This window comes from Rhodococcus sp. NPDC047139 (assembly GCF_040643435.1).
GTDB lineage: Bacteria > Actinomycetota > Actinomycetes > Mycobacteriales > Mycobacteriaceae > Rhodococcus.
On sequence record NZ_JBEYUH010000008.1, the window covers coordinates 121,238 to 145,101 of the forward strand.

At 66.8% G+C, this 23,864-nt stretch carries 18 protein-coding genes; 7 read left to right on the forward strand and 11 right to left on the reverse strand.

The annotated features are described in order from the left end of the window. Window positions 1-20: 20 nt before the first annotated feature. The 3 genes from bioD to ABZ789_RS12850 all read right to left on the reverse strand — a co-directional run bounded on the left by bioD (window position 21) and on the right by ABZ789_RS12850 (window position 3,235). The gene (gene bioD / locus ABZ789_RS12840) at window positions 21-734 is read right to left on the reverse strand and encodes a dethiobiotin synthase (RefSeq protein WP_358424141.1); all 714 of its coding nucleotides are present in this window, start codon (window positions 732-734) and stop codon (window positions 21-23) included. Continuing rightward, window positions 731-1,870, reverse strand: a complete 1,140-nt coding sequence (locus ABZ789_RS12845) for an 8-amino-7-oxononanoate synthase (protein ID WP_358424143.1) — start codon at window positions 1,868-1,870, stop codon at window positions 731-733. The genes bioD and ABZ789_RS12845 overlap by 4 nt, the downstream gene beginning before the upstream one ends. A gap of 75 nt (window positions 1,871-1,945) precedes the next feature. Then, window positions 1,946-3,235, reverse strand: a complete 1,290-nt coding sequence (locus tag ABZ789_RS12850; protein WP_358424145.1) for an adenosylmethionine--8-amino-7-oxononanoate transaminase — start codon at window positions 3,233-3,235, stop codon at window positions 1,946-1,948. Between the two features lie 151 nt (window positions 3,236-3,386). Here ABZ789_RS12850 and ABZ789_RS12855 point away from each other — a divergent pair, with 151 nt between their 5' ends. From ABZ789_RS12855 to treY, 3 genes are read left to right on the forward strand one after another with little or no spacing between them, the layout of a single operon-like run. Beyond that, complete coding sequence (locus ABZ789_RS12855; RefSeq protein WP_358424147.1) at window positions 3,387-5,468, forward strand: acyltransferase family protein; 2,082 nt, start codon at window positions 3,387-3,389, stop codon at window positions 5,466-5,468. 49 nt (window positions 5,469-5,517) lie between these two features. After that, entirely contained in the window at window positions 5,518-7,782 is a 2,265-nt protein-coding gene (gene glgX / locus ABZ789_RS12860; protein WP_358424149.1) for a glycogen debranching protein GlgX, read from the forward strand. Then, window positions 7,779-10,181 carry a malto-oligosyltrehalose synthase gene (treY, locus tag ABZ789_RS12865; RefSeq protein WP_358424151.1) on the forward strand — a complete coding sequence of 801 codons (2,403 nt, stop codon included), beginning with the start codon at window positions 7,779-7,781 and terminating at the stop codon, window positions 10,179-10,181. Before glgX ends, treY begins: the two co-directional genes overlap by 4 nt. Window positions 10,182-10,202: 21 nt before the next feature. On the opposite strand, the gene ABZ789_RS12870 is transcribed toward treY, so the two are convergent. Continuing rightward, window positions 10,203-10,715 carry a DUF2029 domain-containing protein gene (locus ABZ789_RS12870; RefSeq protein ID WP_358424153.1) on the reverse strand — a complete coding sequence of 171 codons (513 nt, stop codon included), beginning with the start codon at window positions 10,713-10,715 and terminating at the stop codon, window positions 10,203-10,205. Continuing rightward, window positions 10,712-10,933, reverse strand: a complete 222-nt coding sequence (locus tag ABZ789_RS12875) for a helix-turn-helix transcriptional regulator (RefSeq protein ID WP_358424155.1) — start codon at window positions 10,931-10,933, stop codon at window positions 10,712-10,714. The genes ABZ789_RS12870 and ABZ789_RS12875 overlap by 4 nt, the downstream gene beginning before the upstream one ends. Window positions 10,934-11,291: 358 nt before the next feature. Between ABZ789_RS12875 and ABZ789_RS12880 the strand changes: the two genes are divergently transcribed. Further along, window positions 11,292-12,563, forward strand: coding sequence for an amidohydrolase family protein (locus tag ABZ789_RS12880; protein WP_358424157.1), 1,272 nt, complete (start codon window positions 11,292-11,294; stop codon window positions 12,561-12,563). 91 nt (window positions 12,564-12,654) lie between these two features. Here ABZ789_RS12880 and ABZ789_RS12885 read toward each other — a convergent pair whose 3' ends face one another. Further along, complete coding sequence (locus ABZ789_RS12885) at window positions 12,655-13,131, reverse strand: TIGR00725 family protein (protein ID WP_358424159.1); 477 nt, start codon at window positions 13,129-13,131, stop codon at window positions 12,655-12,657. Window positions 13,132-13,331: 200 nt separating this feature from the next. Here ABZ789_RS12885 and ABZ789_RS12890 point away from each other — a divergent pair, with 200 nt between their 5' ends. Continuing rightward, window positions 13,332-13,745, forward strand: coding sequence for a YchJ family metal-binding protein (locus tag ABZ789_RS12890; protein WP_358424160.1), 414 nt, complete (start codon window positions 13,332-13,334; stop codon window positions 13,743-13,745). A 19-nt stretch (window positions 13,746-13,764) separates the two neighbouring features. Here the strand turns inward: ABZ789_RS12890 and ABZ789_RS12895 are convergent, their stop codons facing one another. Next, entirely contained in the window at window positions 13,765-14,436 is a 672-nt protein-coding gene (locus tag ABZ789_RS12895) for a helix-turn-helix domain-containing protein (protein ID WP_358424161.1), read from the reverse strand. Between the two features lie 109 nt (window positions 14,437-14,545). Between ABZ789_RS12895 and treZ the strand changes: the two genes are divergently transcribed. Next, a complete protein-coding gene (gene treZ, locus ABZ789_RS12900; RefSeq protein WP_358424163.1) occupies window positions 14,546-16,312 on the forward strand; it encodes a malto-oligosyltrehalose trehalohydrolase in 1,767 nt (588 codons plus the stop codon). Here the strand turns inward: treZ and ilvA are convergent. The 3 genes from ilvA to ABZ789_RS12915 all read right to left on the reverse strand — a co-directional run bounded on the left by ilvA (window position 16,309) and on the right by ABZ789_RS12915 (window position 19,950). Then, the gene (gene ilvA, locus ABZ789_RS12905) at window positions 16,309-17,664 is read right to left on the reverse strand and encodes a threonine ammonia-lyase IlvA (RefSeq protein ID WP_358424165.1); all 1,356 of its coding nucleotides are present in this window, start codon (window positions 17,662-17,664) and stop codon (window positions 16,309-16,311) included. The two genes, treZ and ilvA, sit on opposite strands and share 4 nt — an antisense overlap. Before the next feature lie 80 nt (window positions 17,665-17,744). Next, window positions 17,745-19,511 carry a pyruvate dehydrogenase gene (locus tag ABZ789_RS12910; RefSeq protein ID WP_358424167.1) on the reverse strand — a complete coding sequence of 589 codons (1,767 nt, stop codon included), beginning with the start codon at window positions 19,509-19,511 and terminating at the stop codon, window positions 17,745-17,747. Between the two features lie 4 nt (window positions 19,512-19,515). Next, entirely contained in the window at window positions 19,516-19,950 is a 435-nt protein-coding gene (locus tag ABZ789_RS12915; protein ID WP_358424169.1) for a nitroreductase family deazaflavin-dependent oxidoreductase, read from the reverse strand. 115 nt (window positions 19,951-20,065) lie between these two features. On the opposite strand from ABZ789_RS12915, the gene ABZ789_RS12920 reads away from it, so the two are divergent. Beyond that, window positions 20,066-20,296 (forward strand): hypothetical protein, encoded by a 231-nt coding sequence (locus tag ABZ789_RS12920; RefSeq protein ID WP_358424171.1) that lies wholly within the window; start codon window positions 20,066-20,068, stop codon window positions 20,294-20,296. A 30-nt stretch (window positions 20,297-20,326) separates the two neighbouring features. Here the strand turns inward: ABZ789_RS12920 and dnaE are convergent, their stop codons facing one another. Beyond that, window positions 20,327-23,863, reverse strand: coding sequence for a DNA polymerase III subunit alpha (dnaE, locus tag ABZ789_RS12925; RefSeq protein WP_358424173.1), 3,537 nt, complete (start codon window positions 23,861-23,863; stop codon window positions 20,327-20,329). Between the last annotated feature and the right edge of the window lies 1 nt (window position 23,864).

Consider the following 23,864-nt stretch of genomic DNA (forward strand, 5'->3'; position numbering starts at 1 on the left):
CCAGTTGCGTGTGTCACCCATCACAGTACAACCGAAACACCACCCGCATGCCGTTTCGTCCGGAGTGGCACCTGCAGCCACTCGGGGGCACGGGCGGCGAAATCCTCGGCATCGAGGGCACCACTTCCGGCCGGGATCCTGCCCAGCACAGGGACTCCTGTGACTTCCGGGAGGTCGTCCAAGTTGCACCGCTCCGCGACACCCGGTGCAGCAGGCCACGATCCGATGATCACTCCGGGGCAGGCGACTTCTGCCGAGCGGAGCGCGGCCACGGTGAGCGCGGTGTGGTTGAGCGTGCCCAAACCTGCGGCTGCGACGATCAGCGCGGGGGCACCGAGCGCGGCGGCGACATCGACGAGGGTGAATCCGCCGGCACCGAGCCGGACGAGCAGACCGCCCGCACCTTCGATCAGGGTGAGGTCGTATTCACCGTCCGCGCGCCGGACGGCGCCGACGACCTCGTCGAGGTCGAGCGGCCTCCGACCACTGCGGCGTGCGGCGGTGTCGGGGGCGAGCGGTTCCGGATACCGGGCCAGTTCGACGAGGCGGACGCAGTCCCCGGCGAGCCGGCGGATCTCCTGCAGGTCGCCCGGTTCGCTGTCGGCCACGCCGGTCTGGACTGGTTTGCAGACCACCACCCGCAGCCCCGCTGCCACGGCGTTCACGGCCAGCGCGGCCGTCGCGACGGTCTTCCCGACATCGGTCGACGTGCCGGTGACGACGAGCACGCTCATGTTCGCGCCACCGTCAGGACATCGGTGAGCACCTCGTCGACGAGAGTGCGTTCGGCGTCGGTCAGGCCGGCTCGCGCGGTCAGACGCAACCGTGAAGTGCCGGCCGGTACCGAGGGTGGCCGGAAGCATCCGACGTGCACGCCGCGTTCGCGGCACTGCCGGGCGGCTTCGACGGCGACGTGCGGGTCGCCGAGGACTACCGAGACCACGGCGGACGGTGGGGCGTCGACGCCCGTGACGTCGGCCAGGTGCGCGGCCTGTTCGAGCACGGCGGCTGCACGGCCGGGCTCGGCACGTAGGACCTTCAGTGCACCGCGCGCCGCCCCGACCGAAGCGGGCGCGAGGCCGGTGTCGAAGATGAACGTACGGGCGGTGTCCACGAGATGTTCACGCACACGCCGGTCGGCCAGGACTATTCCGCCTTGGGCTGCAAGAGATTTCGACAATGTGGCGGTGAGGACCACATCGGCTTCACCGGCGAGGCCCACTTCGTGGACAAGTCCACGCCCCCCTGCGCCGCGGACTCCCACGCCGTGGGCCTCGTCGACGAGCAGGATCGCGCCGTGCATCCGGCAGACGCGATGCAGTTCGCGTAATGGGGCAAGGTCTCCGTCGGTACTGAACACCGAGTCGGTGAGCACGAGCGCCCGATCCTCGGTGCGTGTCGCCAGGGAATGCGCCACCGCTTCGACGTCGTTGTGCGGGGTCACCACGATTCTCGCCCGGGACAGCCTGCACGCATCGACGAGGGAAGCATGACCGCCGGCGTCGGAGACGATCAGCGTGCCCTCGCCGGTCAGCGCGGTGACGGCACCGAGATTCGCGGCGTATCCACTCGAGAACACCAGACCGCTGTCGGCTCCGACGAAGTCGGCCAGTTCACGCTCGAGAAGTTCGTGTTCGGCAGTGGTGCCCGTGACCAGTCGCGATCCGGTGGCACCGGCTCCCCAGCGGCGCAGGGCCGCGGTCGCCCCTGCAAGAACCTCGGGATGCCGGCCGAGACCGAGATAGTCGTTGGACGCAAGATCGACGACGGAGGAACCGGCGGTCCGCACGACGGGCTCCCGGTGCAGTCCCGCTGCGCGCCGGGTCCGTGCGGTGTCGTCGAGCCACTCCAGTACGGGATGTGCACTCATGAGCGGTCACCATACTTGAACGGTGTTCAAGTCGCTAACGCAGTTCTGTGCGCGGTCTACCGAAGCCGTCCGCCCTCAGCCGCCCTTCGCCGCCGCCGCGGCGATCATCCCCGACGTGATCGCGGCGATGTCGGCCGCCGAGGAGACATAGGGAGGCATGGTGTAGACGAGATTGCGGAACGGTCGCAGCCACACCCCGGCGGCGACCGCAGCATCGGTCGCCGCACGCATGTCCACCGGGGCGGAGAGTTCGACCACCCCGATCCCGCCGAGCACCCGCACGTCCACCACACCCGGGAGGTCGCGAGCCGGTGCGAGCCCCTCCCTCAGACCCGCGTTCACTGCCGCTACCTCGGCCCGCCAGTCGCGGGAGAGCAGCAGTTCGACGGCCGCGATCGCGACGGCGCACGCGAGCGGATTGCCCATGAAGGTCGGTCCATGCATCACGCCGCCGCCCTCGCCCGCGCTGATCGTCTCGGCAACGGCCCTTGTGCACAGCGTCGCGGCGAGGGTCATGTAGCCGCCGGTGAGTGCCTTGCCCACGCACATCACGTCCGGGCTCACCTGTGCATGCCCCGCCGCGAACAATTCTCCGGTGCGGCCGAAGCCGGTAGCGATCTCGTCGAAGATCAACACCAGCCCGTGCTCGTCGCACATCCTCCGCAACTCCCGCAGATACCGCGGATCGTGGAAGCGCATCCCGCCGGCGCCCTGTACGACCGGCTCGACGATGACCGCAGCGATCTCGTCGGAATGCTCGACCAGCACCGACTCGAACAGTGCGACATAACCGGAATCGAAATGGGCCGGCGGGGCGGGTGCGAAGACCTGCCGCGTGAGGATGTCGGTCCACAGGGCATGCATGCCGCCCTCCGGGTCGCACACGCTCATCGGGGCGAAGGTGTCGCCGTGATATCCGCCGCGCCAGGTGAGCAGGCGCCGCCGTCGGGGTCTACCGACCGCGCGTTGATACTGCACCGCCATCTTGACGGCCACCTCGACCGACACCGATCCCGAGTCGGCGAGGAATACCGTGTCCAACCCCTCGGGGGTGATCTCGACGAGCAGTTCCCCGAGCCGCGCGGCAGGCTCGTGGGTGAGGCCGCCGAACATCACATGGCTCATCCGGTCGAGTTGCTCACGGACGGCTGCGTCGAGCACGGGATGCCGATAACCGTGCACTGCGGCCCACCACGAACTCATGCCGTCGATCAACTCGCGGCCGTCGGCCAGGACGATCCGGACACCCTGGGCGCGGTCGACCACCAACGGTTCGGTGGTCACCGGAAAGGCGCTGTAAGGATGCCAGAGATGTCGACTGTCGAGGGTGCGGATCCGCTCGGCCGACATGGAAGAGTTACCCACGCCACGACTGTAGGTGCCTGGCCGTCGCCCATCGCAGCCGCGTAGTCTGCCAAAGTTGCCGTGAAAGGTTCTCACGGTAATCGCCCGCTGCGCTCGTTCGTGCCGGGCGACAGTGCAGCCGACCACGCATGACACCGGGGGTATCCGTTACATGTCCGTCCACACCTCGGGACGAGAACTCGAGCGTGCCGCTCGGACAGCGGGTAGCCGCCCCGCACGTCGCGCCGATCTCGACGGCCTGCGCGGTCTCGCTATCGCGCTGGTGGTGGTCTTCCATGTGTGGTTCGGTCGTGTCTCGGGTGGGGTCGACGTCTTTCTGGCTCTGTCGGGGTTCTTCTTCGTCGGCTCACTCCTGCGGACCGCCGAATCCCCGGCGGCACTCGACCCCCGCCCCGTACTGCGCCGGGTCGGCAGACGACTGCTGCCCCCGCTCGTCCTCGTGCTCACCACCGTCAGTGCGGCAGCGGTCGTGTTGCTTCCGTCCACGCAATGGTTCCGGGTGGCGGAGCAGACCGGCGCGTCACTGCTGTTCCTGCAGAATTGGCATCTCGCTCGTACCGCGAGCGACTATCTCGCCGCAGATCCTATGGTCAGCCCGCTGCAGCATCTGTGGTCGATCGCGGTGCAGGGCCAGTTCTATCTCGCCGCCATCGTCGTCGTGTTCGGCTTCGCATGGCTGCTGCGCCGGAAGTCGGTGCCGGTACGCACCCCCCTCACCGTGCTGCTCGCGGTACTGACCGCGGCGTCGCTGACCTATGCGGTCTGCGCCGACCGTGCACAGTCGTGGATGTACTACGACAGCGCCGCCCGCGCCTGGGAACTCACCCTCGGCGGACTACTGGTGTGCTTGCTGCCCTGGCTGCGGCTTCCGCGGGCGCTGCGGATCGTGCTCGGTGTGCTCGCTCTCGGCGTGCTGCTCGCGTGCGGCTTCGTCCTCGACGGCAACGCCCTGTTCCCCGGCCCGTGGGCGCTCGTCCCGGTCGGTGCGGCGATGGCGCTCGTGGTGGCCGGAGCGGGATCCGATGCTGCGGAACACGACACCCCTACGGCACGGCTGTTGTCGTCCGCACCCATGGTGCGGCTCGGTGCGATTGCGTACTCGTTGTATCTGTGGCACTGGCCGATCCTCATCGGCTACCTGATCGTGAGGGGACATCCCTCGGCCGGCTTGCTGGGCGGCCTCGGCGTCATCGGCCTGTCGCTGCTCATCGCGGAGGCCTCGACCCGCTGGTTCGAAGAGCCCATCCGCCGAACCGAGCCCCGCCGCCCCGCCCGGACCGCACTGGTGGGGCTCGTGACGGTCGTCGCGGTCTCGTTGATCGGGGTGGCCAACATCTGGCACTTCCGCGTCGACCGCTCCGCGCAGACACTCGAACTGACCTCGGCGCTACCGTCGGCGCTGTATCCGGGCGCTGCGGTGTTCGATCCCGCCGTGTCCGCCGAGCCGCAACCGGTACAACCGCCGCTGCTGGTCGCCCATCGCGATCTGCCCCCTGCCACGCTCGACAACTGCATCGCGCAACACACCAATCGCACGCCGCTGACCTGTACCTACGGCGATCCGCTCGCGACGCGGCGAATGGTGCTCGCAGGGGGGTCCCATTCGGAACACTGGCTCGCCGCGCTCGACGCCCTCGGTGTCGAGCACGGTTTCCGGCTCGATACCTATCTCAAGGTCGGTTGCCCGCTGTCGGACCCCCTCGCGCCGCTCGTGGAGGAGTCTCCGACCGTCGAATGCGACACGTGGTCGACCGCCGTGCTCGCGGAACTGCGCGCAGATCCACCCGACTACCTGTTCACCACGTCGACGCGCACCAAGGATCAAGGGGAAGGGCCGGGCGACTTCACGCCGTTCTGGTACATCGATCTGTGGGAAACTCTCGCCGACTACGGCATCCCGGTGGTCGCGATCCGCGACAATCCGTGGTTGATCCGGGACGAAGTCGCGTATCGAGCCGCCGACTGTCTCGCCGGTGGCGGCACCGCAGAGTCGTGCGGAGTACCGCGTGCGCAAGCGCTGGACCCGGTCGACCCGGCCGTCGCCGCGTCCGCGCACCTGCCCAACGTCTCGCTGCTCGATCTGTCCGACAAGTTCTGCCGACCCGCTCTGTGCCGGGTCGTCGAAGGCAACGTCCTCATCTATCGCGACGACAACCACCTCACCACGACATACGTGCGGACGTTGACGCCCGAACTCGGCAGGCAGCTCGGCGCCGCCACCGAATGGTGGTGACCCTCACACCCCGAGTGCACCTACCGCAGGAGGGCTACTGTGGGCGGTCATGGAGCCCACCGAAGCGAGCACCACCGAGGACCTGCCCGAAATTCTGGAAGTGTGGCCGGGATCGGCGTATCCCCTCGGTGCGACCTACGACGGGGCGGGGACCAACTTCGCGCTGTTCTCCGAGATCGCCGAAAAGGTCGAACTCTGCCTCATCTCACGCGACGGGACGGAGACGCGCATTCCGCTCGAAGAGGTGGACGGCTACGTCTGGCACGCCTATCTCCCCACGGTCGCGCCCGGCCAGCGCTACGGCTATCGCGTGCACGGCCCGTTCGACCCGGAGAACGGGCACCGGTGCGATCCGAGCAAGCTTCTCCTCGATCCGTACGGGAAGGCCTTCGACGGTTCGTTCGATGGCGATCCGTCGCTGTTCTCCTATCCGCTGCCCGGCAGTGAGGCCGATTCGGGCACCGGCACGGACGACGCACCGGAGCAGTTTGATCCGGGCGACGCCGAAGACATCGAACCCGAAGCGATCGCGACCGGCCGGAGCCCGGGGGTCGCGGCTGATCTGCCCGGCCTGGACTCTCTCGGGCACACCATGACGACCGTGGTGATCAATCCGTTCTTCGATTGGGCGATGGACCGCCATCCCCGTCGTCCCTACAACGAGACCGTCATCTACGAGGCTCACGTCAAGGGCATGACCGCGACGCATCCGGACGTTCCCGAGCACATGCGGGGCACCTATGCCGGTCTCGCGCATCCGGCGATCATCGATCATCTTCTCGCTCTCGGCGTCACCGCGATCGAACTGATGCCGGTGCACCAGTTCATGCACGACCAGGTGCTGCTCGACCAGGGTCTGCGGAACTACTGGGGATACAACACCTTCGGGTTCTTCGCACCGCACGCCGACTACTCGTCGTCGAACAAGCCGAGCGCGGTCGTCGCCGAGTTCAAGGCGATGGTGCGGGCCTTCCACGAAGCGGGCATCGAGGTGATTCTCGACGTCGTCTACAACCACACCGCCGAAGGAAACCATCTCGGTCCCACGATCAGCTTCCGTGGTATCGACAACGCCGCCTACTACCGCCTCGTCGACGACGACAAGGCCTACTACATGGACTACACGGGAACGGGCAACAGCCTCAACGCCCGCCACCCGCACACCCTGCAGTTGATCATGGATTCGCTGCGGTACTGGGTGACCGAGATGCACGTCGACGGTTTCCGGTTCGATCTCGCCTCGACCCTGGCGCGCGAACTGCACGACGTCGACCGGTTGTCGGCGTTCTTCGATCTCGTCCAGCAGGATCCGGTCGTCTCGCAGGTCAAGCTCATCGCCGAGCCGTGGGATGTCGGTGAGGGCGGTTACCAGGTCGGGAACTTCCCTGCGCAGTGGACGGAGTGGAACGGCAAGTACCGGGACACGGTCCGCGACTACTGGCGGGGCGAACCGTCGACGCTCGGTGAGTTCGCCTCGCGGCTGACCGGCTCGTCGGATCTCTACGAGGACACCGGCCGTCGCCCGGGTGCGTCGATCAACTTCGTCACCGCCCACGACGGCTTCACTCTCGCGGACCTGGTGTCCTACAACGAGAAACACAACGCTGCCAACGGCGAGGACAATCGTGACGGCGAGTCGCACAACCGGTCGTGGAACTGTGGTGTCGAAGGTCCGACGGACGATCCGGAGATCCTCTCGCTACGCGCGCGCCAGCAGCGCAACATGCTCGCAACTCTGATCCTGTCGCAGGGCACCCCGATGCTCGCCCACGGCGACGAATTCGGCCGCACCCAGCAGGGCAACAACAACGTCTACTGCCAGGACAACGAACTGTCGTGGATGGATTGGTCGCTCGCCGAGTCGAACTCCGACCTGCTCGCGTTCACGCGCAACGTGATCGCGTTGCGCGCCGAACACCCGGTCTTCCGGCGTCGCCGGTTCTTCGAAGGTCGCCCGATCCGCAGCGGCGATCAGTCCCGCGACATCGCGTGGCGGACGCCGAGCGGCGACGAGATGACGCCGGAGGACTGGGACAGCGGCTTCGGTAAGTCGCTCGCGGTCTTCCTCAACGGCGAGGGGATCCCCGAACCCGATCAGCGCGGGCAACGCGTCGTCGACGATTCGTTCGTGATGTGTTTCAACGCCCATCACGAACCCATCGATTTCGTCACCCCCGACGGCCCGCACGCCGACGAGTGGACGGTCGCACTCGACACCGACGTCCCGGACGGGTTGCGGGAGGAGATCATCGTCGCAGGCAAGGCTGTACGAGTGGAGGGCCGATCGGTGCTCGTGCTCCGGAGAACCCGGTGACGACAGTCGATGTGGAAGCGGAAGGTGTGACCGGCGGCGACGCGGGGAATCCAGCGCCGGTGCAGTCCACCTACCGACTCCAGATGCGCGGCGACGAGTTCACCTTCGCCGACGCGATCGACCTGCTCGACTATCTCGAGGGGCTGGGCGTCTCGCACGTCTATCTCTCCCCCGTCCTGACCGCGACCGTCGGGTCCACCCACGGTTACGACGTGGTCGATCCCGGCACGGTTTCCGAGTCGCTCGGCGGGCGCGACGGATTCGAGAAGTTGTCGCGAGAGGCACGCGAGCGAGGAATGGGACTCGTCGTCGACATCGTCCCCAATCACGTCGGAGTGCACGATCCGCGCCAGAACGCCTGGTGGTGGGACGTATTGAAGCACGGGCCGGCGTCGCGGTACGCGCGGTTCTTCGATCTCGACCTCGCGGCGGACAACGGCGCCGACGGCCGGATCGCCCTGCCGGTCCTCGGCGCCGAGGACGACGTCCGCGAGCTGACCGTCGATCGCTCCGGTGACGAACCGATGCTCGCCTACTACGACAAGAGATTCCCCGTCGCCCCTGGAACGGACGGGGGCACGGGCGAAGAGGTTCACGCTCGGCAGGCGTACCGGCTCGTGGCATGGGATTCCGGGTTGATCGGGTACCGCCGATTCTTCACCGTCGACGATCTTGCCGCGGTGCGTGTCGAGGATCCGGACATCTTCACGGCGACGCACGAGCAGATCTCCTCGTGGATGGCCGACGATCTGGTGGACGGGATCCGTGTGGACCATCCGGACGGCCTCGCGGATCCGGCCGGCTATCTGGCGCGGCTGCGCGAACTCGTCGGGCCTGGGCGATGGCTCGTGATCGAGAAGATCCTCGGCGACGCCGAGCCGTTGGACGCGACTTTGCCGGTGGACGGCACCACCGGCTACGACGCGCTCGGTGAGCTGTCCGCGGTGTTCGTCGACCCCGCCGGCGAGCCGTGGTTGAACGCCTTGTCCCGGAAGTTCACCGGCAACGAGGGCGATGCGGCGTGGCTGCGCGCACGCGAACACGATCTCAAGAGATCGGTGCTCGAGAACGGGCTCGCACCGGAGGTGCGCAGACTCGTGCGGGCGATCCGCCGCGACACCGGCGACCACGAGTGCACTGACAAATCCTTGCACGACGCCGTGGTCGCCGTCGCCGCCCACCTTCCCGTCTACCGCGCGGATTACGCGCCGTTGACGACTCTGCTGCCTCGCATCGTCGGAGACCTTGCACGGACGCACCCCTCGCTCGACTCCGCGCTCGCGGTCTTCGCGCGGGCGATGGCTTTCGGCGGGGAGTCCGCGACCCGCTTCGGGCAGGTCTGCGGGGCCGCGACCGCCAAGGCGGTCGAGGACTGCCTGTTCTACCGGGCGGCACGGCTGATCTCGCTGCAGGAGGTGGGTGGGCAGCCCGGTCGCCTCTCCATCACCCCGGCCGAGTTCCATCTCGCCTGGACCCATCGGGCACAGCACTGGCCGCGGGCGATGACCACCCTGTCGACGCACGACACGAAGCGCAGCGAGGATGTGCGGGCACGGATCGGGGTGCTCTCACAGGTCGCCGAGGAGTGGGCCCGCCGGCTCGAGTCGTGGAACGACCGCGCTCCCGCTCCCGACCCGGCCATCGGCCTGTTCCTCTGGCAGACACTGTTCGGGGTCTGGCCCCGCGATGGCGTGGTGACTGCCGAACTGCGTGAGCGGATTCACGAGTACGCACGGAAAGCACTGCGGGAAAACGGAACTCGATCCACCTGGACCGAAGTGGACGAGGACTTCGAGGCCGCCGTGACAGGATGGCTGGACAGGGTGTGCGACGGACCTGTCGGGGGTGAACTCACCGCATTCGTCGCCGAGACGGAGCCGCACACGGCGGCGGTATCGTGCGGCCAGAAGCTGCTCCAGCTTCTCGGCCCCGGCGTGCCCGACGTCTATCAGGGCACCGAGTTGTGGGACGACTCCCTCGTCGATCCGGACAATCGCCGGAGGGTCGATTTCGCGACGCGCCGCCGCCTGCTCGACGAGATCGACTCGGCACCCACCAAATTCCGGGTCGTGCGGACCGCCTTGCAGCTCCGTCGCACGCGTCCGGACAGCTTCGTCGGCGGTGCCTATGTGCCATTGCTCGCGTCCGGTCCCGCCGCCCGCCATCTGGTGGCGTTCGGGCGCGGCCCGACATCGAACGAACTCGACGTCATCGCATGCGCTTCGCGTCATACGGTGTCACTGGCACGATCGGGCTGGGACGGGACCGTGCTCGACCTTCCGGACGGCCAGTGGTCCGAACTGCTGTCGGGACGCTCGTTCTCGGGTCGGGTCGGCGTCGCCGATCTGTTGAAGGAACTGCCCGTCGCCGCCCTCGTGCGGGACCCCGACCCGGTGTAACCCGCGCAGGGCCCCGTCGGCTCAGGGCTCGAGGGCGTCGCGAGCATCCTCGTCGGCCAGGCGCCGGCGGGTGCGCCGCCGGTACAGGGCGAACAACCCACCGACGATCGCCAGTCCCACGACCGCACCGGTGATCCGGCCGGCCCAGGTTGCCGGATCGTTGTCGAAGGTCTCGCCGCCGAAACGCAGGTAGACGAAGATGCCCGCGATGCCGGCCAGATACAGCGCGAAGGCGGCGAGTGCACGGGGCCGCCGGAGCGTCGACGTCTCGTACACATCGACGTCTTGCAGACGCGCATAGATCGTGGTGGTCATCGAGGCCAGGAACCAGACGACAAGGATTCCGAGGGCGGTCCATGCTCCCGGACGACCGGCGACCCACGGAAGGATCCCGGCTCCCAGCAGCGCAGCCCACGAGAACACCTGGAATCCGACCGCCGACGCCTCGTTCCAGACGTCACGTTGCCGCTCGTCGCGGTAGAAATCGTCGTCGAGGTCGCCGATGAAACGCGCGGCCTTGAGGAACGCTGTCATGAGGACTCCTTCGTGGTGAGCGGAAACAACTCCTCGACGGTCGTGCCCAGTCGGATTGCGAGACGCAATGCGAGGTACACACTGGGCGCGTAGTCGCCCTTCTCCGTGGATACGATGCTCTGCCTGCTGACGCCGACCGCGTCGCCGAGCGCGGCCTGGGTCAGTCCCGCCTTCTTACGGAACTCCCGAACCCTGTTGCTCCTCAATGAACCGGTCACCGCGAAAGTAAACTTCACTTGTCATTTTATGTCAAGCATTCTTGTCTTCTCGCCCTTCGGGGAGCACTTCGGCTATGGAGAAGATCCTGCCTCCATACCGAAGTTGACATCGTGATTACCAGAATCAAGAATGCTGTTCTTGACGAAGACTCCGCACAGCCTGCCGTGATCGTGGGAGAATCACTTACTTTTCACAGGAGGATGAGCGGCAGGAGCGTCCGATCCGCAGAATCGAAGAGGCAGATCCGAGCCCGGGAGCTGCACTTCTTGATTTATGTTCTCGAATACGGAAATCTAGTTCTCATCGCGAGCGGCGACGCCGGCAGCACCTTTTGCGCAGCCCAGGGAGAGGATTCGGATGAAGACCGAAGACATGGTGATGATCAGCATCGACGACCACGTGGTCGAACCTGCGGACATCTTCGAGAAGCACTTCCCCAAGAGCCTGATGGACCAGGCCCCCACACTCACCACCCACCCACGCAACCCCAACGTGCAAGCCTGGCAGTTCCAGGGCACCGTGGTCGGCAGCTCCGGCCTCAACGCCGTCGTCTCCTGGCCCAAGAACGAGTGGGGCATGGATCCCACCGGCTACGCCGAGATGCGCCCCGGCGTATACGACATGGATCTGCGCGTCCGCGACATGGACGCCAACGGCACCCTCGCCGCGACGCTCTTCGCGACCTTCCCCGGTTTCGCCGGCACCCACCTGGCGAGCCTGCCCGACAAGAAGCTGTCCCTCGCAGCACTGAAGGCGTTCAACGACTGGGTCGTCGGTGAGGTCCCCGACGCTCATCCCGGCCGGTTCATCCCCATCGGCATCATCCCGTTCTACGACGTCGACGAGTCGGTGAAAGAGATCGAGCGCATCGCCGCGATGGGCTGCCGGTCGATCAGCATCCCCGAAACGCCGTACGGCGTCGGTGAGGGCTACCCCGACTTCAAGTCCGGCTACTGGGATCCGATCTTCAAAGCCTGCGTCGAGCACAACATCGTGCTGTCACTCCATATCGGTGGCGGTATCAACCTGGTCAAGCGTCCTGCGGGCTTCAACATCGACGACATGATGATCCTCACCCCGCTCATCTCGACCATCGCGGCGACCGACATGATGCTCAGTGGCGCCTTCAAGAAGTTCCCCGACCTGAAGATCGCGATGAGCGAGGGGGGCGTCGGCTGGGTCGCACCCTGGCTCGACCGGCTCGATCGGCACATCGTCAATCAATCCTGGACCGGTACGAGCTTCCTCCCCGAGGGAATGACCCCGACCGACGTGTGGCGCAAGAATTTCCTCGCCTGCTACATCACCGAACCGAGCGGACTGAACAACCGCCATCGTCTCGGTGTCGACACCATCGCCTGGGAGTGCGACTACCCGCACTCCGACTCCACCTGGCCGAACTCGCCGGAGATCCTGATGGAGGAACTGGAAGCGTGCGAGTGCAGCGACGAGGAGATCGACAAGATCACCTTCGCCAACGCGGCCCGCTTCTTCGACTGGGATCCCTTCAAGCACATCCCGCGTGAGCAGGCCACCGTCGGCGCCCTCCGTGCCCGTGCGACCGATGTGGACATCAGCGAGACCTCCAAGGAGGAGTACCGCCGCCGTTACGAGCTCGCCAACTCGTAGGTAGAGCGTCCCCAGAGCTCGAACGACGGCCCCGACGAGACACTGCCCGCCGATCCGCAGCGGCGGGCAGTGTCTCGTTCCCGTATCCGCATCACACCGGATCCTTGCGCCACAACAGCGCGTGCAGGCATTCCACCGCTTCGGCGGCGGACTCGACCTCGAGCACCCCCGCAGCCGGCATCCGCCACCCTCCGATCGCCATGACCGGCACACCGATTCGTACCGCGAGCGCGATCTCGCTCATCGTTCCCCAGCTTCCACCCACGGTGATCAGGGCATCGCTGCTGCGCACCAGCAAGGCGTTGCGCATCTCGCCGAGACCGGTGGGAACGGCAACGGTCAGATAGGGGTTTCCTTCGGCTCGATCCTCTCCGGGGAGCAGCCCGAGGGTGGTCCCTCCCGCTTCGACAGCGCCGCGGCAGGCAGCTGCCATCACTCCACCCAGACCACCGGTGACCACGACAGCCCGCCGCCCGGCGAGGAGACCCCCCACCTGACGCGCGATGCGTCGCTGTTCGGGCGTGGCTTCACCCGGACCCACGACCCCGACGTAGCGCTGCGCGTTCATGTTCGGAATTGTGCATCATGGCGCGCTCCGGAGCGCGCGGTCCGAGAACATCATTCGCGATCCGGCCGCTCGGCCGTGATCCGGGGCGCTCTACGGACGGCCGCCCCGAAAGTGCCGTGCTCGTCGGTGCGGCAGGATCGATTCTGACGGGCGGGGGCCCGAAATCGGTCGAGAGACCTCCTCGGGAGACACTTCTGTCCATGAGCAGAGCCGACCGCCGTGCCGTTGCCCACCCGGACTCCCCGTGCCCGTGCGGTCGCGGTCTCCCCCTCGCCGAGTGCTGCGGTCCGCTGCTGGCCGGCCGGAGCGCACCGACCGCCGAGCGGCTGATGCGCTCGCGATACACCGCTTTCGTCGTGGGCGACGCAGAGCACCTGCTGCGCAGCTGGCATCCGTCCACCCGTCCCCGCTCGATCGAGTTCGACCCGGATCAGCGCTGGACCGGGCTCGAAGTGCTGCGCACCACCGGAGGTGGTTTCCTCCACACGACCGGCACGGTGGAATTCCGCGCGCACTGGACAGCAGGGGGTGTAGCCGGATCAATGCGCGAGCACAGCCGATTCCTGCGCGAGAACGGCCACTGGCTCTATCTCGACGACCGCGGCGACGACTGAGACGACCGAGCGGACCCGGTTACGGCGCGGTCCGTCGCAGCAACGTCGCCCGCAGTGTTCCCGAGAGCCATTGCCGGTACCGTTCGGCGTCCCACCCGCAGTCGCGCCTGAGCAGGGCGTGCACCTGCGGAGAACTGAGGGTGAACAGAACGTCGGCCGCGTGTTCGACGGTGACGTCCTCACGCAGCCAGCCGGCCTGCTCGAATCCTTCGGCGAGGGTGCGAGCGTTCTCCGCAGTTGCCCTCGCATCGTCGGCGGCGAACCGACGCATGTCCGGATCCGCACCGGATGATTCCACGGAGGTCATGAGTAGTCCGCCCGCCCGTTCGAGCATTTCGGTGCCGTATCGCACCACCTGCTCGACGACGAGATCGACGTGCGAGACCGAATCCTCGCCCTCTACCGGTTCCCGGTCGCCCGTAGCGGCAGCGCCCGGGTCACCCCCACCCGCTACCGCGTGGTCGAGCGCCTCGCGGAAGATCTCCGCCTTGCCGCCGGGAAAGGCGGTGAACACCGTGCGTACGGCGACGCCCGCCTCGTCGGCAATGTGCTTGATCGTGGTGCTGACATAGCCATCGCGAACGAACCGTCGCGCAGCGGCGTCCCGGATCGTCTCGCGGGTACGGCGTGCCGCCTCTTCCCTCAGCGGTGAGCTGTACCGTCGGCGGGCGCGGTCGGGATTCGGATTCACTCCCCCAGTATCGAGTGCATTACGGCTGCAGCAAAACTGCTCACCTCGACCGCGGCGTTCGCCGCCGGCATGTCCTGCGCCGGAAGGGGCGACACGGCATGCTGGTCGGGTGCACACCTTCGAGGTCTGGGCTCCGATCCCGACATCCGTCCGTTTGTTCGCCGACGGGACGCTCCACGAGATGCAACGCGACGACCACGGCTGGTGGCGCGCCACCGTCGATGTCGCGCCCGATGCCCGGTACGGCTTCGTGCTCGACGACGACGTCGACGTCGTGCTCCCCGACCCACGTTCGCCGCGTCAGCCCGACGGAGTCCACGAACCGTCCCGGCTCCATGTGCTCGACGAGTCGAAGTGGACCGACCACGGCTGGACCGGTCGGCAGCTGGCGGGCAGCATCGTCTACGAGATGCACGTCGGTACCTTCACACCCGAAGGCACCCTCGATTCCGCGACGGAGCGACTCGACGAGCTTGTGGATCTGGGCGTCGAGTTCGTGGAACTCATGCCGCTCAACGCGTTCAACGGTGTACACGGGTGGGGCTACGACGGCGTGCTCTGGTATGCGGTTCACGAGCCCTACGGCGGGCCCGATGCCTTGCAGCGTTTCGTCGACGCGGCCCATGCGCGCGGACTCGGTGTCGTACTCGACGTCGTCTACAATCATCTCGGCCCGTCGGGGAACTATCTGGGCCGGTTCGGCCCCTATCTCGCTGCTGCGCCGGGCATCTGGGGCGACAACATCAATCTCGACGGTCCCGACTCCGGCGAAGTGCGCCGCTACATCCTCGACAACGCGTTGCGCTGGTTCCGGGACTTCCACGTCGACGCACTACGATTGGATGCCGTCCATGCGCTCGCCGACCACACCGCGATGCACATCCTCGAGCAACTGGCCATCGAAACATTCGGGCTCTCCGCTCATCTGGGCCGTCCACTGTCGTTGATCGCCGAGTCGGACCTGAACGATCCACGACTGATCACACCCCGTTCCGGTGGCGGCTACGGACTGCAGGCACAGTGGGCCGACGACGTCCACCACGCGATCCACGCGGCGGTATCCGGTGAGCGTCAGGGCTATTACGGCGATTTCGGCTCCCTCGACTGCCTCGCATACACCCTCGGTCACGGCTTCTTCCACGCCGGCACCTACTCGACCTTCCGGGGCCGTGTCCACGGGCGTCCGCTCGACATCCGGCGGACGCCGGCGAGCGCGCTCGTCGCCTACACGTGCACGCACGACCAGGTCGGCAACCGGGCACTCGGCGACCGGCCGGGCGCCTATCTCGAACCCGGGCAGCTGGCACTGAAGGCGGTGCTCGTGCTCACCTCGCCCTACACCCCGATGCTGTTCATGGGCGAGGAATGGGGCGCAAGCACACCCTTCCGGTACTTCACGTCGCACCCCGAACCGGAACTCGCAGCTGCCGTGGTGGAAGGCCGGCGGCGCGAGTTCGCCGAGCACGGCTGGGACGCCGGCGACGTCCCCGACCCGCAGGATCCGGAGACCTTTCTCGGGTCGAAACTGTGCTGGGAGGAGCGCGACAGGAGTGAGCATGCCCGGCTCCTCGCGTGCTACCGCGAGCTGATCTCGTTGCGCCGTACCCGGCCCGAGCTCACCGACCCGTGGCTGGAACACGTACACGTGACCTACGACGAGGACGAGAGATGGATCGTCGTGTACCGCGGTTCGCTGCGTATCGCCTGCAATCTCGGACCCGACCCCGTCACAGTGCCCGCGGGCGGGAAACCGCTGGTCTGGTGGGACGAACCTGTGGTCAACCGCACCGAGTCCGCAGTGCTCGTCCCAGGCCACTCGTTCGTCGTCCTGGAATCCGCGCCGGCGCACGGTCAGGACGTGCAGGGTGTGGGCTAGGTCAGATAGCGGTAGGCCGGCGAACCCGGCTCGAGTCGCTGCGCGTCGATCGGCGATGCATCCATCCGATTGAGCAGAGCGGAAAGGTCTTCCGCCGCACCCAGTTCGATACCGACGAGCGCAGCGCCGGTTTCCCGGTTGTTGCGCTTGACGTACTCGAACAGGGTGATGTCGTCGTCCGGCCCCAGAACTTCGTCCAGGAACCGGCGCAGCGCGCCGGGCTCCTGGGGGAAGTCCACGAGGAAGTAGTGTTTGAGTCCGCGGTGGACGAGCGACCGCTCGATGATCTCCCCGTAGCGCGAGACGTCGTTGTTGCCGCCCGACACCAGGCACACCACGTTCGCTCCCGGGTCCACCGAAACGGACTCGAGGGCAGCGACGGACAGCGCGCCTGCGGGCTCGGCGATGATGCCTTCGTTCTGGTAGAGATCGAGCATCGTGGTGCACAGTGCACCTTCGTCGATCTGGGTCATCCCGAAGTGCGCTCGGCCGAGTCCTTCCCGGCGCAGCGTGGCCACCAGCGGCAGACTCGAGTGGGACACCACCTCCGGGCCGAGTGCGGATACGACGGCATACGGGATATCGCCGATCCGCTTGACGGCGGCCCCGTCGACGAAGGGTTCCACTTCCGGCAAGGTCACGGGCCCGCCGGCGACCAGCGCGGCCGTCATCGACGCCGCGCCCGCCGGTTCCACCCCGACGATCGACGTATGCGGCGACCGCTCCCGCAGGTAGGCGGCGAGACCGGCGAGGAGACCGCCACCTCCGACGGGGACGAGAAGTACATCGAGATCGCCATCGAGTTGCCCGAGGATCTCCCGCGCGATCGTGCCCTGCCCGGCAGCCGTACGTGCGTCGTCGAAGGGCGGGATCATCGTCGCACCGGTGCGCGCGGCGTCGGCCGCCGCGGCCGCGGCCGCGGCGTCGAAGGTGTCGCCGACGCCGATGAGTTCGACACTGTCGCCGCCGTGGACACGGATCCGGTCGCGCTTCTGCTTCGGGGTGCGGGTGGGCACGTAGATGCGTCCCTGGATGCCCATGACGCGACACGCGTAGGCCACGCCCTGAGCGTGATTGCCGGCACTGGCCGTGACCACGCCCGCAGCGCGCTCTGCCGCGTCGAGTTGCGCCATGGCGTTGTACGCCCCGCGCAGCTTGAACGAACGCACCCGGGTGAGATCCTCACGCTTGAGGTAGACGTTCGCACCGACGAGAGCGGACAGGCGGGGGCTGAGTTCGAGCGGCGTCGGTGCGACCGCCTCCGAAATTCGCTCGGCTGCCGCATCGATGTCAGCCGCGCTGGGCACGGTGGTCTCGTGGGTCGGTTCAGCAGCTCGCGCGGTGGAGGTCACCGGTCAATGCTGCCACTTCCCGCTCGGCACCGACAACGCGGACCCGGATCGCGCCGTCGACGGTGGTGGTCCTCCCGGGTTCAGGAGCCGAACTGCGACGGTCTCGGCACGTTCCGAAGGTTCGATTTCGCCATCTGCACGGCCTCGCCCATTCCCCCGTTCATCACGACCTTCGACATCGCCAGCGCGAAGCCCTTGACCTGTTCGCCCGTGATCGCCGGTGGCAGCGACAGCGCCCGCGGATCGGTGACGACGTCCACAAGTGCGGGTCCCGGCCGGGAGAAGACCTCCCGCAATGCGTGCTCCACGTCTGCGGGATCCTCGACGCGACGCGAGAAGAAGCCGAGCGCGTCCGCCACTCGCGCGTAGTCCACGGGCGGTACGTCGACACCGAAATCCGCGAGACCGTCCACCAGCATTTCGAGTTTGACCATGCCGAGCGTCGAGTTGTCGAAGAGCACGATCTTGATGGGCAGCCGGTGCATGACGACGGTGACGAGTTCCCCGAGGAGCATCGCCAGTCCGCCGTCGCCGCTGACGGACACGACCTGACGGTCGGGCGCGGCCGTCTGCGCGCCGATCGCGTGCGGCAGCGCGTTGGCCATCGATCCGTGCAACGCCGAGGTCAGGAATCGTCGCCGCCCGTTCGGATTCAGGTAGCGGGCAGACCACACGTTGCACATCCCGGTGTCGGATGTGAACACCGCGTCGTCGGCGGCGACATCGTCGAGAATCGAGGCCACGAATTCGGGATGGATCGGTTTCCGCTGTCCGACCGGTGTGGTGTAGGCCCCGACGACCTTCTGCATGAGATTCCGGTGCCGTTCGAGAGTGTGTTCCAGAAACCCGCGATCGGTCTTGCGGTGGATCAGCGGTTGCAGAGCACGCAACGTCGCCGCGGCGTCTCCGTGCACCGCGAGGGCGAGTTCGGTGCGCCGGCCCAGCCGCGCGGCATCCACGTCGATCTGGGCGGTGCGTACGTCCGGGAGGAACTGGTCGTACGGAAAGTCCGTGCCGATGAGGAGCAGCAGGTCCGCGCCGTGCATACCGTCGTGCGCGGCACCGTATCCGAGTAGACCCGTCATTCCCACGTCGAACGGGTTCTCGTATTGGATCCATTCCTTGCCCCGCAAGCTGTGCCCGACGGGCGCCGCCACCGTATCGGCGAGCGTGAGCAACTCCTCCCGCGCACCCCGGACCCCCTCCCCTGCGAAGATCGCGATCTTGTCGGCTTCGTTGACGGCCTCGGCGAGGGCGTGGACATCGGCAGGATCGGGGACGAGCGTGGGCGCGCCGGTGCGGACGAGCCTCGGTGCGGCGCCCTCCGAGGGCAGGGCCGCGATGTCGCCGGGCAGGATGGCCACCGCGACCCCCGGACAGGCCAGAGCGTGGGCCATCGCGCTGTGCGTGACACGTGGTGCCTGGGCAGGCGCACTGATCAGCTCGGTGTAGGTCGAGCACTCGATGAACAACCGATCGGGGTGGGTCTCCTGGAAGTAGCCCGTTCCGATCTGCGTCGACGGGATGTGCGACGCGATCGCCAGCACGGGCGCTCCCGACCGGTGGGCGTCGTAGAGCCCGTTGATCAGATGCAGATTTCCCGGTCCGCACGAGCCGGCGCATACCGCCAGTTCCCCGGTGATCTGGGCGTCGGCGGACGCCGCGAACGCGGCCGCCTCCTCATGGCGCACGTGGATCCAGTCGATGCCGCCCCGGGCAGCGCCGCCGGTCCGGCGCACCGCGTCGACCACCGGATTGAGGCTGTCGCCCACGATGCCGTAGATCCGCCGGACACCGGCATCCACGAGCTGAGCGACCAGCTGGTCCGCAACGGTGCGCCCGGCCATCGGTCTATGTCCGTTCGAGGACGAACACCGGGATCGAGCGCTCGGTCTTGGTCTGGTAGTCGGCGTAATCCGGATAGGCCTCCACCGCGCGTTCCCACCACAGGGCCTTCTCGTCGCCGTGCACTTCGCGGGCGACCATGTCGTAGACCTCGGTGCCGTCGCGCAGCTCGACGTGCGGGTCTGCGACGACGTTGTAGTACCAGACCGGGTTCTTCGGCGCGCCCCCGAGAGAGGCGACGACCGCGTAGGTGCCGTCGTGTTCGACCCTCATCAACGGGGTCTTCCGCAGCTTTCCCGTCTTGGCGCCGCGCGTCGTCAGGATCACCACAGGCCTGCCGCCGAGCGTGGTGCCTTCGGTTCCGCCCGAGGACTCGTACGTCGCGACCTGATCGGCCGCCCACGTCGACGGACTGGGTTCGTATTCTCCGGTAAGAGGCATGCGTCCAGTGAACACGGTCGCGGTGATACGGCACACGTACACCCGAAAGTTCGTTGACCCGAATTCTCGAGTGCGAGTAGCCTGAGGAAGACTTTCCGGACCCGCAGGAGGAGCGATGACGACACTCGACTCGCCGTCCCGCGAGGTCGTGCGCGAGGGCCACATCGACATCGCCGGCACCGCATGGCCGCTGTACAAGCTCGAGGCACTGCTCACCGGCATCCTCGCGTTGCTCGCACTGTTCGTGGTCACCGGCACGGCACAGACCGCCGTACTCGGCGCCGCCGCAGCCACGACACTCGTCTGGTGGGTCCGCCGGATCCACTATCGGCGCCGCGGGGCGTAGTCCCCGGCGCCCTGCGGCCCCGGCTGCGCCCTAGGTGGCGAGGCAGCCCGGTCCGAGCAACGCTTTCAGATCACCCATGAGTGCGGACGACGGCTCGACCCGCAGGCTGTCGTCGAGTTTGAGGACGGTCACCTTGCTGCCGGTGATGAGCCGGACGTGGACGTCCGACGAACCCGGATGCCGCGTGAGGACGTTCTTGAGCGCACCGACCTTGTCCGGGGTGCACAACCGGGTGGGCATCGACACCGACACCGGCTTCGCGACACCGATCTGCGACAGGTCCGGGACGACGAGATCGTTCGCGATCAGCGAGATCCGGTCGTCGCGGATCGACACCCGGGCCTTGACGAGCACCACCGAGTCCTCCACGACATCCATCCCGTAGACGGCATAGGACTGCGGGAAGAACAGCACCTCGATGCCGCCGGTGAGGTCCTCGAGCTGTGCGGAGGCCCAGGCCAGACCGTTCTTGTTGATGCGGCGGTTCACCGACGCGAGGATGCCACCGACGGTCACCTGGGTTCCGTCCTTGAGGCCGCCTTCGAGGATCGCCGGGATCTGGGTGTCGGCCTGGGACGCCAGAACGTGTTCGACGCCGTTGAGCGGGTGCCCGGAGACGTAGAGGCCGAGCATCTCCCGTTCCAGGGCCAGTCGGTGTTTCGTGTCCCATTCCTCTTCGGGGATACGGACATTGAACACAGCAGCGACCGACTCGTCTGCATCGGCTCCGCCGAACAGGTCGAACTGACCGATCGCCTCCGCCTTCTTCGTACTCATCACGGCGTCGATCGCGTCGGCGTGGACGAGCATCAAGCCCTTGCGCGGATGCCCGAGCGAATCGAATGCACCGGCCTTGATGAGCGATTCGGTGACCTTCTTCGAGCACGCGATCGTGTCGATCTTGTTGAGGTAGTCGGAGAAGTCGGCGTAACGCCCCTTCTCCTCGCGCGCCTTGATGATCGAGGAGACCACGTTCGTCCCGACGTTGCGGACCGCGCCGAGACCGAACCGGATGTCCTCGCCCACGGACATGAAGTTGGTGTGCGACTCGTTGACGTCCGGGGGCAGAACCGTGATGCCCATCTTCCGGCAGTCGGACAGGTAGACGGCGGCCTTGTCCTTGTCGTCGCCGACGGACGTGAGCAGACCCGCCATGTATTCGGCCGGGTAGTTCGCCTTGAGGTAGGCGGTCCAGAACGACACCAGACCGTAGCCGGCGGCATGCGACTTGTTGAACGCATAGCCGGCGAACGGGAGCACCGTGTCCCAGAGCGCGGTGATCGCCGCCTGCGAGAACCCGTTGGTCTTCATCCCCTCCGCGAAGCCGTCGTAGGCCTCGTCGAGGATCTCCTTCTTCTTCTTACCCATGGCGCGACGCAGCAGGTCTGCCTGCCCGAGTGAGTAACCGGCCACCTTCTGAGCGATCTGCATGATCTGCTCCTGGTAGACGATCAGGCCGTAGGTATCGGCGAGGATGTCCTTCAGCGGTTCCTCGAGCTCGGGGTGGATCGGCTTGACCTCTTGCCGCCCGTTCTTCCGGTCGGCGTAGTCGTTGTGCGCGTTCATGCCCATCGGGCCGGGGCGATACAGCGCGAGCACGGCCACGATGTCCTCGAAGCCGGTGGGCTGCATACGGCGCAGAAGATCGCGCATCGCACTGCCGTCGAGCTGGAACACACCCAGCGTGTCGCCGCGCGCGAGCAGCTCGTAGGTCGCCGGATCCTCGAGCGGAAGCGTGTCGAGATCGAGGTCGATCCCGCGGTTGACCTTGATGTTCTCGATCGCGTCGCCGATCACCGTGAGGTTGCGCAGACCGAGGAAGTCCATCTTCAGCAGGCCGATGGCCTCGCACGAGGGGTAATCCCAGCCGGTGATGATCGCGCCGTCCTGCGCGCGCTTCCACAGCGGGATCGCATCCATCAGCGGCTCGGACGACATGATCACCGCGCATGCGTGGACACCCGCATTGCGGATCAGGCCTTCGAGGCCGAGTGCCGTGTCGTAGATCTTCTTGATGTCCGGATTCGACTCGATCAGCTGGCGAACCTCGGCGGCCTCCTTGTACCGCTCGTGGCTCGGATCGGTGATACCCGAGACCGGGATGTCCTTCGCCATGATCGGCGGGGGCAGCGCCTTCGTGATCTGGTCGGCGATCGCGAATCCGGGCTGGCCGAACTGCACTCGCGCGGAGTCCTTGATCGCGGCCTTGGTCTTGATGGTGCCGAAGGTGATGACCTGAGCGACCTTGTCGCTACCCCACCTCTCGGTGGCGTAGCGCACCATCTCGCCGCGGCGGCGATCGTCGAAGTCGATATCGATATCGGGCATCGACACGCGTTCGGGATTGAGGAACCGCTCGAAGAGCAGTCCGTGCGGAATGGGATCGATGTTGGTGATACCCATCGCGTACGCGACGAGCGAGCCCGCCGCCGAACCACGGCCCGGGCCGACGCGGATGCCGACCTCACGGGCGTGGGTGATCAGGTCGCCGACGACGAGGAAGTACGCCGGAAAACCCATCTTGCAGATGACGTCGATCTCGTACTCTGCGCGGCGGAGGTATTCCTCGGGCACGCCGTTCGGGAACCGCCGGTCGAGGCCGCGCATGACCTCCTTGTGCAGCCAGCTCGCCTGCGTCTCCCCTTCCGGCACCGGGAAGACCGGCATCCGGTCGCGGTGTTCCCACACCTCGTCGTAGGGCTGCACCCGCTCGGCGATGAGGAGGGTGTTGTCACACGCGTCGGGCACTTCGCGATCCCACAGCTCGCGCATCTCCTGCGCGGACTTGAGGTAGTAGCCGTCGCCGTCGAACTTGAAGCGGGTGGGATCGGAGAGCGTCTTGCCGGTCTGGATGCACAGCAGGGCCTCGTGGTTCTCGGCCGCATCCTTGGTGACGTAGTGGCAGTCGTTGGTCACCAGCGGCGGGATGTCGAGCTTGCGCCCGATCTCGAGCAGGCCTTCGCGGACGCGGCGCTCGATCGACAGGCCGTGGTCCATCAGTTCGAGGAAGAAGTTGTCCTTGCCCCAGATCTCCTGCCACTTCGCGGCGGCTTCGAGCGCCTCGCGGTCGTGTCCGAGCCGCAGGCGTGTCTGGATCTCACCCGACGGGCAGCCGGTGGTAGCGATGATGCCTTCGTGATGCTGGGCGATCAGCTCTTCGTCCATGCGAGCCCACTTGCCGAGCTGGCCTTCGATCGATGCGAGCGAGGACAGTTTGAACAGGTTCCGCAGACCCGTCGAGTTCTCCGCGACCATCGTCATGTGGGTGTAAGCACCCGAGCCCGAGACGTCGTCGGATTTCTGGCTCGGATCGCCCCACTGCACACGCTTGGTGGAGAACCGGGACTCGGGTGCCACATACGCCTCGATGCCGATGATCGGCTTGATACCGAACTTCTTGGCGACGTTGTAGAACTCGCTGGCGCCGTACATGTTTCCGTGGTCGGTCATGCCGACGGCCGTCATCCCCAGCCGTTCGGCCTCCTTGAACAACGGACCGACCTTGGCGGCCCCGTCGAGCATGGAGTACTCGGTGTGGGTGTGCAGATGAACGAACGAGTCAGCCACG

Excerpts from the sequence above, each read along its gene's own strand:
- bioD (WP_358424141.1), bottom strand. The coding sequence starts at position 734 with ATGAGCGTGCTCGTCGTCACCGGCACGTCGACCGATGTCGGGAAGACC.
- ABZ789_RS12845 (WP_358424143.1), bottom strand. The coding sequence starts at position 1,870 with ATGAGTGCACATCCCGTACTGGAGTGGCTCGACGACACCGCACGGACC.
- ABZ789_RS12855 (WP_358424147.1), top strand. The coding sequence starts at position 3,387 with ATGTCCGTCCACACCTCGGGACGAGAACTCGAGCGTGCCGCTCGGACA.
- glgX (WP_358424149.1), top strand. The coding sequence starts at position 5,518 with ATGGAGCCCACCGAAGCGAGCACCACCGAGGACCTGCCCGAAATTCTG.
- ABZ789_RS12870 (WP_358424153.1), bottom strand. The coding sequence starts at position 10,715 with ATGACAGCGTTCCTCAAGGCCGCGCGTTTCATCGGCGACCTCGACGAC.
- ABZ789_RS12880 (WP_358424157.1), top strand. The coding sequence starts at position 11,292 with ATGAAGACCGAAGACATGGTGATGATCAGCATCGACGACCACGTGGTC.
- ABZ789_RS12885 (WP_358424159.1), bottom strand. The coding sequence starts at position 13,131 with ATGAACGCGCAGCGCTACGTCGGGGTCGTGGGTCCGGGTGAAGCCACG.
- ABZ789_RS12890 (WP_358424160.1), top strand. The coding sequence starts at position 13,332 with ATGAGCAGAGCCGACCGCCGTGCCGTTGCCCACCCGGACTCCCCGTGC.
- ABZ789_RS12910 (WP_358424167.1), bottom strand. The coding sequence starts at position 19,511 with ATGGCCGGGCGCACCGTTGCGGACCAGCTGGTCGCTCAGCTCGTGGAT.
- ABZ789_RS12915 (WP_358424169.1), bottom strand. The coding sequence starts at position 19,950 with ATGCCTCTTACCGGAGAATACGAACCCAGTCCGTCGACGTGGGCGGCC.
- ABZ789_RS12920 (WP_358424171.1), top strand. The coding sequence starts at position 20,066 with ATGACGACACTCGACTCGCCGTCCCGCGAGGTCGTGCGCGAGGGCCAC.